A 16356-nucleotide genomic window follows, 5' to 3' on the forward strand; every position below is an offset into this window, starting at 1 on the left:
CGGGGGATAGTCGCATGCAAGCACAGAGACAGACGAAGAAATCGATGTACCTCCCGATCGGCTTCAAGCTCATGCTGACCTATATGTTGTTCATCGTGATTCCGGTCATCGTCATTGGATATGTATCGAATTCGATGTATCAGAATTCCATCCGCACGCAGACGGAGAACAATATTCAAGGCACATTGCTGCAGATTCGCGATAATATCGAATACAAGCTCGAAGATGTAAAGCGTGTCTCTTCGATGCTCTATTACGATTATTCCTTGGCAACGCAGCTACGAAGCTTCCGGGAAGGCTGGGAGAGCTATGAACGGACAACGAAGCTGGTCCTGCCGAAGTTCGATATTGCAGTCAATGCGACGGGGATGAATATCGCCATGTCCGTATTCCTTGGGAATGACTCGCTTCCGGAGGTCTATCACGGGTCCTATGAGCGAGAAAATCCCGATTTACTCGGGCGTACTTATAATTTATATCATTTGGATCGGATTACGGAGAAGTCTTGGTACAAGGAGTTCCCTGAAGAGAAGTATGGCGAGACAATGGAGTGGCGACAGATCGAACGTGACGCCGAGTTCAACCGCATATCGCTATTGCGCCGTATGGTAGACAGCTTGGACCCCGTACGACTCAAAGAGTTCGGCTTCATGCGATTGAGCGTTCAAATTCCGGAGATTTTTAGAAGCGTCGACTTTGAGAAAATCGGGGAGGGCACCGTACTCTCGATTCGGGATGAGCACGAACGGGTGATGTATCAATCTGGGGCCTTGCCCAATCAGGTGCTTGAAGCAGAGAATCCTGCAACGCATTATCTGATGATTGAAGAACAATTAGGCAGTATCCCTTGGAAATTGGTGGCCCAGATTCCGACGACAATTATCGAACGTGATGCACGTAAGATTCGGATATTTATTATCGGGGTATGCCTTGTCTGTCTGCTTGTGTTTACGTTTCTTGGCGTATTCGTCTCGAAGTACTTCTCCGTACGGATTCAGAAATTCGTATCGGTGTTGAACGCCTTCCGCGAAGGAGATCTGCATAAACGCATGTCCTATCGAGGGCGAGATGAGTTCTCACAGATTGCAACGGCCTTGAACGAGATGGGTGAGAATATTGATGGGCTGATCAAGAAGGTGTATCTAACGCAGCTGCAGAAGAAGGAAGCGGAGCTTGAGATGCTGCAGTCACAGATTAATCCGCATTTTCTCTATAATACGTTGTCATCGATTAACCGGCTGGCGAAGTTCGGTGAGACGGAGAAGGTGCAGCAGACCGTACTGGAGCTTGCGAAGTTCTACCGTCTGACCCTCAATGAAGGACGGACGATGATCCCTGTGGCATCCGAGATTGAGCAAGCCAATGCGTATCTGGAGATTCAGAAGATCAAATACGGTGACCGGATGGAGGTTATGTTCGATATCGATCCTGGTATTTGGCCGTACGAGACCATGAAGCTGATTTTGCAGCCATTCATCGAAAATGTTCTGAAGCATGCATGGTGCGGGGATCGCATCCATCTGCGGATTGTCGGACAAATGGACGGTGGAGATATTCTATTCCGTGTTATCGACGATGGGATCGGCATGAAGCAAGAGCGCATCGACCAGCTATTTGGTCCTGAAGGACATATGAATGCGGGATAGGGGGTTCGCAATGTCGATCAGCGGATCAAGCTGCAATATGGATCGCCTTACGGCGTATCGATCTATAGCCGCGTTGGGATCGGCACATCGGTGCAGATTCGAATCCCGGCGCAGCGCAGCAAATCATAATAATCGTTGCATTGCCAAAAAAGGATGATGCGCAGCGTGTTCCATACATTGCGTATCATCCTTTTTAGTATTCCGTTGGATTAGATCATTAGAATCTCGCGAATCTCTTGCTCGGTCAGCGCAGACAAGCCTTCATGACCAGGCTGGATCACCTCGTCGATCAGGTTCATCTTGCGCTGCTGCAGCTCATACATCTTGTCTTCGACGGTGCCTTGGGCGACGAGTCGGATGACTTGAACGACCTTGCGCTGTCCGATGCGGTGTGCGCGATCGGCAGCCTGCTGCTCCACCGCAGGATTCCACCAGAGGTCATAGAGAATGACGGTGTCGGCCCCCGTCAAATTCAGTCCGGTACCGCCTGCCTTCAGTGAAGCGAGGAAGAGGTCTCGCTCCCCGTCATTAAATCGGCGGCAGAGCTCTACGCGCTCCACGGCTGGCGTCTGGCCATCCAGATAGAAATACGGTATCTCTTGATGGGACAGCTTCCGTCCGATCATCCCGAGCATTTCAGTGAACTGGGAGAAGATGAGAAGTCGTCTCCCCGTACCCCTACATTCTTCGATCATCTCGAAGAGCTGCTCGAATTTGGCAGAGCTCCCTTCGTAGCCCTCCATGAACAGTGCAGGGTGGCAGCAGATTTGGCGCAATCTCGTTAGACCGGCCAGAATCCGAATGCGGGTCTTGTAGAAGTCCTTCTCAGCGAGATGCTTCAATGTTTCTTGCTGTAGCTCTGCGAGGAACGAAGCATACAGCTTCTTCTGTTCCGGGAGCAGTTCGGATGCTTGCGTCGATTCAATCTTCGCAGGCAGCTCTTTCAGCACATCGGATTTCAACCGTCGCAGCAAGAATGGGCGAACGCGCTTCGCAATGGTGTCTCGAGATAGATCCCCGAAGGCTTTGAGTCCTGGTAACAGATCCGGAAACACGGCGCTGAAGATGGACCATAACTCTTCCAGCGTATTCTCGATTGGCGTACCCGTGAGTGCGAAGCGATAGCGGGCATCCAGCTCACGCACGGCTTCCGCCGTCTGCGTCGTATAATTCTTGAATGCCTGAGCCTCATCCAAGATCAGGGTATGGTATGAGCGCTTCGTATAGAGCGAGACATCGCGCCGCAGCAGCGGATAGGAGGTGATGATCACATCGACCTCTGGATCGTCGGCACGAATGATGCCACTGCGCTCCGATTTGCTGCCATCGGCAATGACGGCTCGGATCTCTGGGGCGAACCGTTTGAGCTCATTCTGCCAGTTGTATACGAGTGACGCAGGACATATGATTAGCGCTTGCCGCTTCTCCTTTCGAATCTCGGATAAGACGGAGACGAGGAAGGTGATGCTCTGAATCGTCTTGCCCAGTCCCATATCGTCGGCTAGTATACCGCCGAAGCGGTAGTGGGCCAGTGTCTTCATCCACTGGAAGCCGTATGTCTGGTAATCACGCAGCACTGTTGCGAGAGATTCCGGTACTGGGAAGTCTAGATGGTCCGGGTTCCGCATGTGCTCGAGCAGCTTGCGGAAGGACTTGCCCAGCTTCACGGACGAACTATGCTGCGTGGCATCCAGCAGGTGAAGTCCGCGAACGATTGGAACGCGAAGCTGTGTCCCTGTAATCTCGCTCTTCCGAATGCCGACTTCATTGATGAGATAGATTATTTCCTGGAATGCTGCACCCTCTAGCGGCATGAATGCCCCGTTCGGCATTTTATAATATTTGCGTTTATCTTCAAGTGCTTGGATGACCTTGCGTATCTCGCTATCTGCAATCCCGTCCAGTTCGAATTGGAACTCCAGCCAGTCGGTCCGTTCATTGGCATTTACCGTTATTCGCGGTGGCACACTCGGCAGGTGGAGTCTCACCTTGACTGCGGAAGTTGCGTAGACCTGCACGAGCTTCTCAAGCTCAGGCACGATCCGATAGAGGAATTCATACTCATAATCCTCATTCTCCATATAATACCCTGCATCCGTCTTGGCGAAGGCACTCTGCTCCATCAGGGCTAAGATGCGCTGCTCCTTCTCGCCATCACGGATCAGAATCCGGTCATCCCCGTGCTGCTGACTTCGGTCTTCCAACGGATTGAAGATCATCTCTCCATAGTGGAATTCGAGGCCTGCGAGCAGCTTATCGTTCACTCGGTCAAGGAATAGCTTGGCCTTCAGCGGGGTATTGACGATTCGATCCGATATGGATTGTGCGATATGAACGGTGCCGAGCTTTCGAAGGCCGGGAACCACTTCCTCCATGAAGGATTCGATTTGCGCGCGTGGGATGTGAAGCCGCTCCTGACGAGCGGTATCGATGAGATGCCTTATTTCGGCGATGCGTCTGGCCTCAAGCGGCTGCATCTTCAATAGCTTCCCATCATACAAGAGTACATTGTAATCTTCCAAAACCGTAAGTTCGTCGAATCCTTGAATGTCGAGCTCGCAGCCTTCACCCGATCCTTCGCCAAAAGAGAATCGGAGCGGAACCGGTTCATTTGAAAGCTCGATTCCTTCGTAGATTCTGCCCTCATGCTCTAGCTTAACGGAAGCTGCCAATTGCAAGAGGGATTGCAGTCTGTCCCACGAGAAAGGAGGGATCAAGAGTGTTCGGCTATCGCTGGTTGGTCTGGTTGGAGTCGAAGAGATGAGTGTGCGCTCTTGATACAGCTTGTCTTGAGTGTGGATGCGAATCAGCTCATGGAGGACCGCGTCATCTTCTTTCGAGAAGCGATACTGGGTAGGGTCATAGGTAAAATGTTTGGTGAATTCGTAGGATGCCCCACGCTCAATGTGTTCGAGGAACTCACGAATGCGCTGTACCACATAGAGTCGTTGAGGCCCTACTTTTAACTCGATACCGAACATAAACTTGCGAGCACCATAAGGGATCAGTCGGCAATGGAATTCGACTTCCAGTAGTGTCCTCCCATCAAGGAATGTCCCTGTCGCACTTGATCGAACCGGCTTGTCGCGGAATAATCCCAACATGTTCTGCATGAACTGCTGATCGCGTGCTACGGGCTCAGGACCCCTTGGCATCAGAGTTCCAGCCGGCGCGGAGTCAATGCCGTGAAGAATATCATGAATATGAATCAGGACCGCGGCTGCATGTTTGCAATAGTGATCATAGGAGTAGAAAGCAAGACAGCTGCACTCCGCATCGATTTCCCCGCTTGGTTCGATCTCGACCGTCACCTGATACGCACTGTTGCCTTGGACGGTGGCCGAATAATAAGGGGTTAGCGGATATTTGTTAACGAACTGCACTTTACCAGCTAGGCTGTAGGCTTCACCCCGCTCATAAGCAGACTCGCCGCATAATGCTCGAATTCGCTTCAGGGTCAACGGTACTTGCATCACGAATAAATCCTTTCTCTATCTGAAATGATGGTGTATTTGAACATAATTAGATCCATCATAACAGAAAATACCGACTGCATGCTGCAGTCGGTATTTTCACTTCGAACGAGGTTGTTTATGCGGAGTGTCCTTGGCTCGAGGTGTGTGCCAGTTCCTTCATTTGTTCAGGGTAACCATACGCGCCGTGTTCACTAAGATCGAGACCGATCGTCTCTTCCTCTTCCGTCACGCGAATGCCAATGGTTACTTTCATCAAGTAGAGGACCAGATAAGATACGACGAACGTAAATGCTGCACATACAATGACGCCGAGCGCTTGAACTCCTAATTGCTCGAATCCGCCGCCATAGAACAATCCGGCTTTACCGACGCCGACCTTGGCAGCCAGTTCCGGTGTAGCGAAGAAACCGTTAGCGAGTGTGCCCCATACGCCGGCCATGCCGTGCGCTGACATCGCGTAGATCGGATCATCCATCCGAAGACGCTCGAACAGACGCATGCTAAGGAAGACGACAATCCCTGCGATCAAGCCGATCACAATAGCGGCCCAAGATTCGACGAACGCACAGGAAGCGGTTATTGCGACGAGACCAGCGAGTGCGCCGTTCAGCATAACGGATATATCTGCTTTTCCCGTAACCATCCAGGAGATTAAGAGTGCAGCTACAGCACCTGCCGCAGCACCGAGCTGTGTGTTGATGGCAATGAATCCGAAGAAGCTTCCATCGCCTGCTGCGATCGTACTGCCTGCATTAAAACCAAACCAGCCTACCCAGAGGAGCATCACGCCAAGTGTGGTGAACACTTGGTTATGTCCCATAATATTGTTCGGTTTGCCGTTCTTGTTGTATTTGCCAAGACGAGGCCCGAGCAGCATGGTCGCAGCCATCGCCGCGACAGCGCCTGTAAGATGCACGACGGTCGAACCAGCGAAGTCTTGATCGCCGTGCTTCGCGAGCCAGCCGCCGCCCCAGATCCAATGCGCAATGACCGGATAGATGATGGCTGAGAAGACAATCGCGAAGATCAGATAAGCGGATAGCTTGGCGCGTTCTGCGAATCCGCCGAATGCAACCGACATCGAGATGGTGGCAAAAGCGAGCTGGAACATGAAGTTCACGGTCGGAGCCACGAGACTGCCTTCCGGTACGGCCATGCTGCTAAATCCAAAGTAGTCTCCCCATCCGATGAAGGGATTGCCTTGAGAGCCAAAGATAAAGGCGTACCCGACGGCCCAGAATACCATGGAGACGATCCCGATGGTGAAGATGGTCTTCCCGGCAATGTGACCTGCATTCTTCATTCGTGTGGAGCCGGCTTCGAGCATAATAAATCCGCTCTGCATGAATAGCACTAAAATTGCACCCAACATCGTCCATACTGCATTAATCCCTAATTCCATGTCACATTACCTCTCTCCTATAATAATGTAGTCAACCCACGTTGTTCCCAAAGACGGACAATCATTCCGTATAAATGATTTTATGTTCGTATCTTATTGAATATGAATGGAAATGTCAATATAACTAACATCATAATATAAACTATTATCTCATTAGTGCAAATTGAACCTAATTTCAATGCATTTTAGTCCATTAATTGTAAAAGTACGATTGGATTCAAAAGAATTCATAATACACATGTTATGTTTTATTACATAGAAAGGTGAATAGAGATCAATACCTATAGAAAAACCGCCATCAATAGGATGGCGGCCTAGATCGTATATGGCATGACGCAATGTTATTTGTTGGTGCTGTGCTGTTTGCCTGGCAGTTTCTTCTCTTGGCTGCCTTGGCCATTATGCTGCTTGTTCTTGCGGTCCTTCTCTTGCGTATCATGCACTTTCTCTACAAAATCACGGGTACTGTCCACAGAAAATTCCTCCTTGTTCAATAGTTTGCCTTGTTAATGTAACCATTATTGGAGAAAATCATCGGGAGATCGGGTAAGCTATAGTAGATACATAATTAAAGGATGTGTTCGAATGGGAAGTTGGTTAGTTTATGCCCTTGGTTCGGCTGTGATGGCTGCGCTCGTATCCATCTTCGGGAAGATCGGATTGAAAGGGGTCGATTCGAATACTGCGACGACGATTCGTGCAGTCATTATGATGTTGTTCCTCTTAGGCGTGCTTCTGTTCCAAGGAAAGATCTCGCAGATCGGCGACGTTCTGGCGAATAAGAAGGCCATGCTCTTTATTGTGCTAAGTGGTGTGGCAGGTGCGCTCTCATGGATGTTCTACTTCATTGCGATTCAAAAAGGGGATGTCTCGGAGGTAGCGCCAATCGACAAGCTCAGCGTGGTGCTTGCCGTTGCGTTTGCCTTGTTATTTCTAGGGGAGAAGTTATCTCTATGGGGCGGTATTGGCATAGGTCTCATTGCTATCGGTGTATTAATCACAGCCTTTGCGCCATAAAGTCATTTTGCGTTTTTTTAACTTGAAGGGGATTTCTTTTATAATAAGTCAAGAAGTTTCATATAATCGGACAATGGGATAGGAGATTTAACAACATGTGTGGTCTAGTGAATCATGAAGAAGCAATGCAGTTCATACAAACCTGTTATTACGAATGGGGGAAATCTGAAGAGGAAGCGAAGGCGCGCTGGTTACAGATTGAGCTTGAGATCGTCGAGCGAGGGACGTATGAACATACCGAAGAAGAATTAATCTATGGAGCCAAATTAGCATGGCGGAACAGCAATCGCTGTATCGGGCGCCTGTTCTGGGATACGTTGACGGTGCTGGATGCCCGGCATGTAACCACGGAGGAAGCGGTCGCAGATGCGTTGATTCAGCATTTGCTGTTCGCGACGAATGAAGGGAAAATCAGGCCGACGATCACGGTGTTTAGACCTGCGGCGGAATCGAGGGAAGAGATCCGTATTCTGAATCATCAGTTGATTCGCTATGCGGGATATACCACCGATGAGGGGGTTGTCGGCGATCCACATTCGGTTCCCTTTACGGCCTTTTGTGAAAGTCTAGGCTGGCGGGGCCAAGGTGGAGCCTTCGATATCCTGCCTCTCGTTGTGAAGATTGGGTCACGGGAGCCCAAGTGGTTCGAGCTGCCGGAGTCGGCTGTGCTGGAAGTGCCCATCACACATCCGGATTGGCCTGCATTTTCAGAATTAGGACTGCGATGGTACGCCGTTCCGGCGGTGTCGGACATGCTGCTCGACATTGGAGGGATATCCTATCCAGCGGCGCCGTTCAATGGCTTCTATATGGGAACGGAGATTGGGGCGCGTAATTTCGCGGATACAGAACGGTACAATATGCTGCCGAAGGTCGCTGAGATTATGAGGCTCGACACGAGCAGTGAATCAACGTTATGGCGGGACAAGGCGCTCGTGGAGCTTAATGTTGCAGTGCTTCACTCTTTTCGCGAGCGAGGGGTGTCGATTGTCGATCATCATACAGCTGCGCAGCAATTTATGAGATTCGAAGCGAATGAAGCGAAGGCGGAACGCCCAGTGACAGGGAATTGGACGTGGCTCATCCCGCCGGTATCGCCAGCGACGACGCATATTTTCCACAAACCGTATCGCAATACGATTGTGAAGCCGAATTTCTTCTATCATCGGAAATAGTTACTACGACATCAAGGGGTTTAGCAATGGCATTAGGACGATTCTTACAGCTTGTGGAGATCAAGACGAAAGTGGCCAGCATGATTCCTTTTCTGATGGGGACGTTCTATGCGTTATATCGTTTTCATGCGTTCAATGGGATTCATTTCATGCTGATGCTTGTTTCTCTGCTTAGCTTTGATATGGCAACGACGGCTATTAATAACTATTATGATTATAAAAAAGCAATCAAGACGGAAGGGTACGGCTATGAGACGCATAATCCGATCGTAAAATACGGAATGCGGGAGCGAACAGTTGTCGGAATCATCGTGATACTGCTCATCTTGGCGGTAGGTGCGGGGATTCTGCTCGTTGCGGAGACAGGTTGGCTTATTTTCTTCATTGGCGGATTATCTTTTTGTGTGGGAATTCTCTATTCCTTCGGACCGATTCCGATCTCGCGGATGCCTCTTGGGGAGTTGTTCTCGGGTTTGTTCATGGGGTTCGTCATCCTCTTCTTATCTACTTATATCCATGTTCCTGGCAGTGAACTCGTAAAGCTTGCATTCGACCATGGCATCGCACATCTGAATATTCGGATTCTGGAGGTGCTCCTTCTGTTCGGAGTGTCAATCCCAGCGGTACTCGCGATTGCGAACATTATGCTGGCGAACAATATATGCGACATGGAAGATGATGTTGAGAATCGAAGGTATACTTTACCGGTTTATATCGGTAAAAGAAATGCATTGCGATTGTTCCGATGGATCTATTACTCCGCTTATTTGGATGTGTTTGTGTTGTTGTACCTCGGCATTCATCCAATCCTATTGCTGTTACTGTTAGGTACATTAATACCGGTGAATTACCATGTGAACCAGTTTGAGAAGCTTCAGACGAAGAAAGATACGTTCGTGCTCGCGGTGAAGAACTTCGTGATCATGAATGCAGCGAGGATTGTCGTGTATGGCATTGCGATATGGATGGCGTGGCTATAAAAAAGCACGATAGATGAGGAGGGGAATTATGGGGGATGTGGACAAGTCGCCTGTTATTCTCATTGTGGATGACGAACAGCTGATTCGCGAGTTGGTGGCGGATTATCTAAGTGATGAAGGTTATTCGGTGCTGCAGGCGAAGAATGGCCGCGATGCCCTGAATATAATGCGTGAACAAGCCGTGGATTTGGTCGTGCTGGATGTGATGATGCCGGGGATGAATGGGTTCGAGGTGTGTGAAGAGCTGCGGACGTTCTCTAGGGCAATCGTCATTATGCTAACGGCCAAATCGGAGGATGAGGACAAGATATCGGGGTATAAATGCGGTGTCGATGATTATGTGACGAAGCCGTTCAGTCCGAAGGTGTTGTCTGCCAAAATTAATGTGCTGCTGCAGCGGTTCAGAGCGGCAGACTCGGCGCTAGGGGCGGGGGAAGATGATTATTTCGTGCTGGATGAGGCGGCGATGGAGCTGCGAGTTGGCGGTAAGGTCGTAGTGCTGTCGAGTAAAGAGTTCGAGATCCTCGTCTATCTGGTAAAGCATCCGAATCAAGTGTTGACGCGGGATCGTCTGCTTGATGTGATATGGGGGTTTGATTATTACGGTGACGCAAGGGCGGTCGATACGAGTATCAAGCGACTGCGGCGCAAGCTTGGCGCGGAATCGGAGCGGATCGTCACCGTGAGGGGAAGCGGGTATAAATATCAAACATGAAAAAATGGAACTCGGGTCGATTAACGACAAAAGTATACTGGACGACGGCGATCGGATTTCTTGGGTTCGTCACGTTGTTCATGGTTCTTCAGCTTGTGTTCTTCCAACCGTATTCGTTGAAAGTGCGCAGTTCGGAACTAGAGAGTGATTTCCGCAGCATGTATGAAGAGCTTCAAGACCAGCCGCAGAATGAGCAATGGATGAATAAGCTAGCTGATTTTGATGTCGCACATTACTCACTTACAGGGGTTGTTCATAAGCAGGGGAAGCTTGTTACGGTGTACTTGGGATCACGGAAATTGCGTGCTTATCCGATGGAAAAGGCGCATGTTGGAGAGCCGGTGGAGGTACAGATCATTATGGCGGATCCATGGCAGAAGATAACTCCTGCCATCCCGGTTACACCAATAGATCCGATTGAAGCGAATCCGTCAAAGTCTGTGCCGATAGACGCGGTTTCGTGGTACGGTGCGGATGCGATGCGTCTTAATGACTTGCTGCAAGAGAAGCTGGGAGAAATGCTGCTCCGCCCAATGGATCAAGGGATTACAACGCAATTATTCAATCAAGGCGTTGGTATGTCTGCGAAAGAGCGGGTATGGGCGGCAATTGCTCCGATGCCTCCAGATAAAGGGCAGGAACGTTACTTGGTGACGATATCGACGTTAGAACCGGTCTCGGATGCGGCAGCGCTGCTCGGCGGATTTTATAGATATTTCTATATTGCAGCGGTCATTATGCTTCTGGGATTCGCATTCTTGTTCAGCCGGATGATCTCGAATCCACTCGTGAAGCTGAACCATGCAGCGAAGCGTCTTGCGAAATTGGATTTCTCCGTACGTACGGATATGAAGCGTGAGGACGAGATTGGCGAACTTGCACAGACCTTCGATTATCTCGCTACAGAATTGCACGACACAATGGGGGAGCTCCAGGAAGCGAATGACCAACTACAGCTGGATATTGAGAAAGAGAAGCAGCTTGAACGGATGCGTAAACGGTTCGTCGCGAATGTCTCGCATGAGCTTAAGACACCGATTAGCCTGATACAGGGTTACGCGGAAGCGCTGCGTGATAATGTAGGTCAAGGGGCTAAGCGTGATAAATATGCTGCCGTCATTATTCACGAGTCGGAACGGATGTCGAGGCTTGTGAATGATCTGCTCGATCTCTCACAGCTCGAGAGTGGCAAATTCCGTCTGCAGTGGTCAGCTGTACCGCTTCGGCAGCATATTCGGTTCGTGGTAGGGACCTTGGAGCAGATCGCAAATGACCGAATGATTCAACTGGAATGGTTGTGTACAGAAACTGAAGTGCTTGTCCGCTCAGATGCGCAGCGTCTACAGCAAATTCTAACCAATGTGTTAACGAATGCCATCCGTTATACGGATGCTGGAGATCGGATTCAGATTACGGTACGCCCTGTATCCAGCCCTGTTGAGGGGTGTGAGTTGCCTGGGTCTCTTGATGGGGTCTCGATAGCGTCGTGGGTTCAGGTCTCGATCTTTAATGCGGGACTCCCGATCGCAGAGGAACATCTGCCGTATATATGGGATGCCTTCTATCGACTAGATGAATCCGGCAGTCGTGGCGACACCGGGAATGGGATTGGATTATCGATTGTGAAGCATCTGCTCGAAATGCATGGCAGTATGTATTCGATTGGCAATGTAGAAGGAGGCGTCGAAGTCACGTTCATGCTGCCCGTCATGCCGCGATCGGAAGCATAGAGACGAGAGAGTCCCTCATAGGATGTTATAGAGTGCTTCAGTGTGAGCGGCTTGGCTGCACGCGCTGCAGCGGTCCTAGGAGGGAATCAGATGAATCAAGCAGAACGTCGGTTGGCCTTGATCGAGGTGTTGCAGCAGAGCGGCATGCAGCGCGCGAAAGACTTGGCCGCCACATTTAGGACGAGCGCGAGAACGATCTATCGGGACGTCGATGCACTAATTCATGCAGGCGTACCGATTTACGGGGCGCCGGGACGAGGGTATGCGCTTGCGAATCAAGAAACACTTCCGCCTGTGAGTATGACGGCTGAAGAAGCGTTGACGCTGTTGCTCGGCATCGATTGGATAGCAGGACAATTGGGGCGCGATTACCATGCTGCTGCTGAACAAGTCAGGAGTAAGGTGGAGGGAGTACTTCCAGGTGCGGTGAAGCGCAAGGCCGATCGCCAGCGTGCGGGGTTGTTGCGGGCTTCCATTCACCCACTGTATCAGGAGGAGAAGCTTGGAGTCATGGCGCTGCTAAGGCAAGCGATTGTGACGGAGACGACGGTAAAGTTTCGTTATGAGCGCCGGACACCCTACCCGGACGGTAGCTTGGAGACGGTTCGATCGATCGACTCTTATGGCTTGGTCTTTGCAGCAGGCGCATGGAGTGTGGTTGGCTATTGTCACCTGCGACAAGGGATTCGCCAATTTCATATTGATCGCATCTATGATTTGCAGCTTGAACCGAGAATATTTACTCGGCCTCTTGATGTGGAGTATCAACGTCCGGCAACGAAAGGTCGCTCGATTGCTGTTGAGGTACGCTTCGCTGCTGATATGGGCCATGCGATTGCAGAGAGACTCAGCTCAGATGTGACGCGTATGAAGAGCACGCCTGAAGGATTGCTTGTCACACTTCATGTCGGGAAAATCGAAGAAGCCTGCGCATGGATCTTAAGCTGGGGAATCCATGCAGAGGTGATTGAGCCAGATGACGTGAAAGTGATGTTAGGCGAGGTAGCGGGTGTGCTCGTGCGACGCTATGCCCCGTGAGGCCCCTATGGATTGATCGCTAGTTAAATGGCCCGAGCAGGCGCGATGAGGTCGAAATAACTGCCAAAAGGCAGTTGATTGGCCCTAATAGGCGCGAATTAGCAGATTTTATCCGAGTTCTAAATGTCGTGCAGGGATTAAAGTTTGCGTCACGAATATTTTAAGATGACCCCGAGAACACTGACAACCATCTGTCAGTGTTCTTGGTTTATAGTAGAGACAAGAAGAAGTTCCTTGAAGAAAATTATGGGAGGTAATGAAGCATGTATCAATCGTTACAAAGTTTTATGGAGGAGTATCGACTCGAATCAGCTTCCACACAGAAGTTACTCGATGCTTTAACGGATGCGTCTTTGAAGCAGGAAGTAGCTCCGGGGTATCGGTCATTAGGTCAACTGGCGTGGCACCTCGTCCATAATGATGAAGGGATGCTGCTCTCTATGGGTCTTAAGTTTGAAGCGCCTGCTGCGAACAGTGAGCTGCCAACATCGGCTTCTGCCATCGCAGATGCATATCGGAGCGTGTCGACTGGATTGCTTCATGCTTTGGAATCCCAATGGACCGATGCCAATCTGCAGGAGAAGAACAATATGTTCGGTCAAATCTGGCCAAATGGACTGACATTGAACATTTACTTGAAGCATGAAATTCATCACCGGGGTCAGTTGACGATCCTAATGCGTCAAGCAGGTCTACAAGTGCCTGGCGTATACGGTCCATCCAAAGAAGAATGGGTTAGTATGGGCGTAGAAGCACCGGTATAAGTTGAACAAATAGAAGCGCGTCCCCTTACGACGGTAAGGAGGCGCGCTTTTTTGTGTTCTGTCTCTTAAAGTGCTTGGATAAACCCTGTACCCTGGAAAAATTGACGTTCGTAATCGGTATTCTCCAAGTAGCCATTATACGAAATTTGCAATCGCTGATCCGTCTGTACGTTGCCCTTAACATAATTTGTGATCAGATTCTCACCCTGTACGGTCGTTGCAGTGAGCTGCTCGGAATGATCAATGACATTTATGAATTTTCTCCCCATCGATCCGCCGAACATTACCTCTTGCATTTGGACCTTGGCTGTTGCTTGGGCTGTTCTCCCTTCCCCAAGATCGATTATCGCAGTAACCTGAAGGTTTTTGTTGCTTGTCTCTGATTTGGACGTTAGGCCGAGGTCTGTAATCTCCCAACCTGAGATAGGGAAATAGTCCGCAGCAGGATCTGCTGCCTTAAGCTCGACATATTGCGTCATATTAGATGTTTCTTTGATAATGGGAGTCTCAGAAGGTCTTTTGCTTGAGAGCACGGTGATAAGCATAATGAATCCTATCACAACGCATAATAAAAGATAGTGTTTACGTCGTAATCCCAAAGATTCGCCCTCTTTCCATATGGGTATAATTTCCAATTATTGTATCATAAATCACGGGTGTTGACAAAATACCTAAATGTAACTACAATGGTTACAGGTTAATTGAAAACAATATTTAAGATTCCATAAGGAGGTTATTCATATGAAAATTGCAATTGTAGGTGCGTCAGGTAAAGCGGGAAGCCGGATTATGAAAGAAGCATTGGATCGGGGCCATGAGGTGACGGCGATCGTGCGCGATGCCTCGAAGGTAGCGGGAAATGCTGCAGTCATCGAGAAAGACGTATTCGATCTATCGGCGAGCGACCTTCAGGTGTTCGATGTTGTGGTGAATGCATACGGTGCGGCACCGGGACAAGAGCATTTGCACGTCGATGCTGGCAATGTGTTGATCGCAGCATTGAAAGGTACGAATACGCGTCTTATCGTTGTTGGCGGCGCGGGCAGCTTGTATGTGGATGAGGCGAAAACCTTGAAAGTGATGGATACGCCGGACTTCCCAGCGATTTATTTCCCAACAGCGTCTAATCAAGGCAAGAACCTGGATATTTTGAAAGAAACGACGAATCTGAAATGGACATTCATTAGTCCATCCGCATTGTTCGCATTAGGTCAACGCACAGGTTCTTATGTGAAAGGGCAAGATCATCTCCTCGTGAACAGCAAAGGCGAGAGTTATGTCAGCTATGAAGATTATGCGATCGCAGTGATCGACGAGATCGAGCATCCGCAGCATATTGGTGAGCGATTTACCGTTGTGTCGGAATCCTAAAATAGGTTACAATAGAAAAGATTACACCCCCGAAGGCCGAGGATATCGCAAGATATCTTCGGTCTTCCTCTGTTTTTTCAATATAATGGGGACACTCCTGCGAAAGTTGTACCTTATCTCCTTCTTTAGCCTGAGAAAAGCTTCTGTAAATATCCATCCATTAACGGAGGTTCAAGGAATTCCATACTGGTAAAATAAGGGTATCAACATCGAGGGAAGTGATACTCATGATTACACATTTCGCAGGACTGAGCTTAAATACAGTATCCATACAAGGCGTGAAGCAGTTCTACCATCATCAGTTAGGATTTCCGATCCAATCCTTATCGAAATATGCGATTACCTTTCAGCCTACACCGGACATGATGTTAACCTTTGAAGAGAGCCATGAACCGATATCGCCTGCGCATTTTGCCTTCGAGGTTCCTTATTCGCAATTCGACGTCCTCGTGGATCAATTGCACGCGAGGGGGATCACGCTGCTGACTTGGCCGGATGGTGAAGCTGTTAAGGCGTTTGAGACGGGGATCAATGTCTATTTTCGCGATGGGGATGGGAATCTATTGGAGTTGATTGCACATCACTATGTGCAAGGGGATGTCATTGTGCCGAGCGGGGATTGGCAGATCCTCTATATGCGTGAGATTGGAATGCCTGTGGATGATGTGCGAGAACTTACGCAGTGGATGCGAGAAACGCTGCAGATGCGCGTAAGGGATGAGTCAGATTGGTTCAATTTCGTCATTGGCGGGACGGCGCATGCGGTCGTCGTATCGACGCAGCGGCGCTGGATTCCGATTCAAATGGTTGCTTTACCACCCCGAATGACGGTAACCTTCGGCGTACAGGATTTCGATCGTCTCCTACAAATGAAGGAGCAACTGGACGATCAAGAAATCATCGAATGTTCGGAATCGGAGCTTATCATCAAGAGATGTAATTATATCTTCCGCTTCGTTCCTTCGACACTCGCCATGGATATCCCGGAACGCCTGCATTTGCCCCATTTCTGATCATGCTCTATGCTTAAGGGTATATTGTA

General features: G+C 49.5%; 15 protein-coding genes. 10 read left to right on the forward strand and 5 right to left on the reverse strand.

Going from position 1 to position 16356, the window contains the following annotated elements; translation table 11 throughout:
- Window positions 1-14 precede the first annotated feature (14 nt).
- Window positions 15-1646: a sensor histidine kinase gene (locus AC3WU2_RS06390; protein ID WP_492452423.1), complete on the forward strand. Its 1632-nt coding sequence runs from the start codon at window positions 15-17 to the stop codon at window positions 1644-1646.
- A gap of 25 nt (window positions 1647-1671) precedes the next feature.
- Here AC3WU2_RS06390 and AC3WU2_RS06395 read toward each other — a convergent pair whose 3' ends face one another.
- The 4 genes from AC3WU2_RS06395 to AC3WU2_RS06410 all read right to left on the reverse strand — a co-directional run bounded on the left by AC3WU2_RS06395 (window position 1672) and on the right by AC3WU2_RS06410 (window position 6997).
- The gene (locus AC3WU2_RS06395) at window positions 1672-1824 is read right to left on the reverse strand and encodes a hypothetical protein (RefSeq protein ID WP_492452425.1); all 153 of its coding nucleotides are present in this window, start codon (window positions 1822-1824) and stop codon (window positions 1672-1674) included.
- 31 nt (window positions 1825-1855) lie between these two features.
- Window positions 1856-5119, reverse strand: a complete 3264-nt coding sequence (locus AC3WU2_RS06400) for a DEAD/DEAH box helicase (protein WP_492452427.1) — start codon at window positions 5117-5119, stop codon at window positions 1856-1858.
- 118 nt (window positions 5120-5237) lie between these two features.
- Window positions 5238-6524, reverse strand: coding sequence for an ammonium transporter (locus AC3WU2_RS06405; protein WP_492452429.1), 1287 nt, complete (start codon window positions 6522-6524; stop codon window positions 5238-5240).
- Window positions 6525-6865: 341 nt separating this feature from the next.
- Window positions 6866-6997, reverse strand: coding sequence for a DUF4023 domain-containing protein (locus AC3WU2_RS06410; RefSeq protein ID WP_018754513.1), 132 nt, complete (start codon window positions 6995-6997; stop codon window positions 6866-6868).
- Window positions 6998-7109: 112 nt separating this feature from the next.
- On the opposite strand from AC3WU2_RS06410, the gene AC3WU2_RS06415 reads away from it, so the two are divergent.
- The 7 genes from AC3WU2_RS06415 (at window position 7110) to AC3WU2_RS06445 (ending at window position 13943) form a co-directional block, all read left to right on the forward strand.
- Window positions 7110-7541: an EamA family transporter gene (locus AC3WU2_RS06415; protein WP_492452431.1), complete on the forward strand. Its 432-nt coding sequence runs from the start codon at window positions 7110-7112 to the stop codon at window positions 7539-7541.
- A gap of 95 nt (window positions 7542-7636) precedes the next feature.
- The gene (locus AC3WU2_RS06420; protein ID WP_492452433.1) at window positions 7637-8716 is read left to right on the forward strand and encodes a nitric oxide synthase oxygenase; all 1080 of its coding nucleotides are present in this window, start codon (window positions 7637-7639) and stop codon (window positions 8714-8716) included.
- A gap of 26 nt (window positions 8717-8742) precedes the next feature.
- Window positions 8743-9696, forward strand: a complete 954-nt coding sequence (locus AC3WU2_RS06425) for a 1,4-dihydroxy-2-naphthoate polyprenyltransferase (protein ID WP_492452435.1) — start codon at window positions 8743-8745, stop codon at window positions 9694-9696.
- A gap of 28 nt (window positions 9697-9724) precedes the next feature.
- Entirely contained in the window at window positions 9725-10411 is a 687-nt protein-coding gene (locus tag AC3WU2_RS06430) for a response regulator transcription factor (RefSeq protein ID WP_492452437.1), read from the forward strand.
- Complete coding sequence (locus tag AC3WU2_RS06435; RefSeq protein ID WP_492452439.1) at window positions 10408-12141, forward strand: sensor histidine kinase; 1734 nt, start codon at window positions 10408-10410, stop codon at window positions 12139-12141. Before AC3WU2_RS06430 ends, AC3WU2_RS06435 begins: the two co-directional genes overlap by 4 nt.
- A gap of 90 nt (window positions 12142-12231) precedes the next feature.
- Window positions 12232-13179: a helix-turn-helix transcriptional regulator gene (locus tag AC3WU2_RS06440; RefSeq protein WP_492452441.1), complete on the forward strand. Its 948-nt coding sequence runs from the start codon at window positions 12232-12234 to the stop codon at window positions 13177-13179.
- Window positions 13180-13442: 263 nt separating this feature from the next.
- Window positions 13443-13943 (forward strand): DinB family protein, encoded by a 501-nt coding sequence (locus AC3WU2_RS06445; protein WP_492452443.1) that lies wholly within the window; start codon window positions 13443-13445, stop codon window positions 13941-13943.
- Between the two features lie 65 nt (window positions 13944-14008).
- Here AC3WU2_RS06445 and AC3WU2_RS06450 read toward each other — a convergent pair whose 3' ends face one another.
- Complete coding sequence (locus AC3WU2_RS06450; RefSeq protein WP_492452445.1) at window positions 14009-14422, reverse strand: hypothetical protein; 414 nt, start codon at window positions 14420-14422, stop codon at window positions 14009-14011.
- A 262-nt stretch (window positions 14423-14684) separates the two neighbouring features.
- On the opposite strand from AC3WU2_RS06450, the gene AC3WU2_RS06455 reads away from it, so the two are divergent.
- Window positions 14685-15314 (forward strand): NAD(P)-dependent oxidoreductase, encoded by a 630-nt coding sequence (locus AC3WU2_RS06455; protein WP_492452447.1) that lies wholly within the window; start codon window positions 14685-14687, stop codon window positions 15312-15314.
- A 227-nt stretch (window positions 15315-15541) separates the two neighbouring features.
- On the forward strand, window positions 15542-16327 hold the full coding sequence (locus AC3WU2_RS06460; RefSeq protein WP_492452449.1) for a VOC family protein: 786 nt from the start codon (window positions 15542-15544) through the stop codon (window positions 16325-16327).
- Window positions 16328-16356 lie beyond the last annotated feature (29 nt).

It is taken from the genome of Paenibacillus sp. EB106-05-06-XG162, from assembly GCF_058791655.1.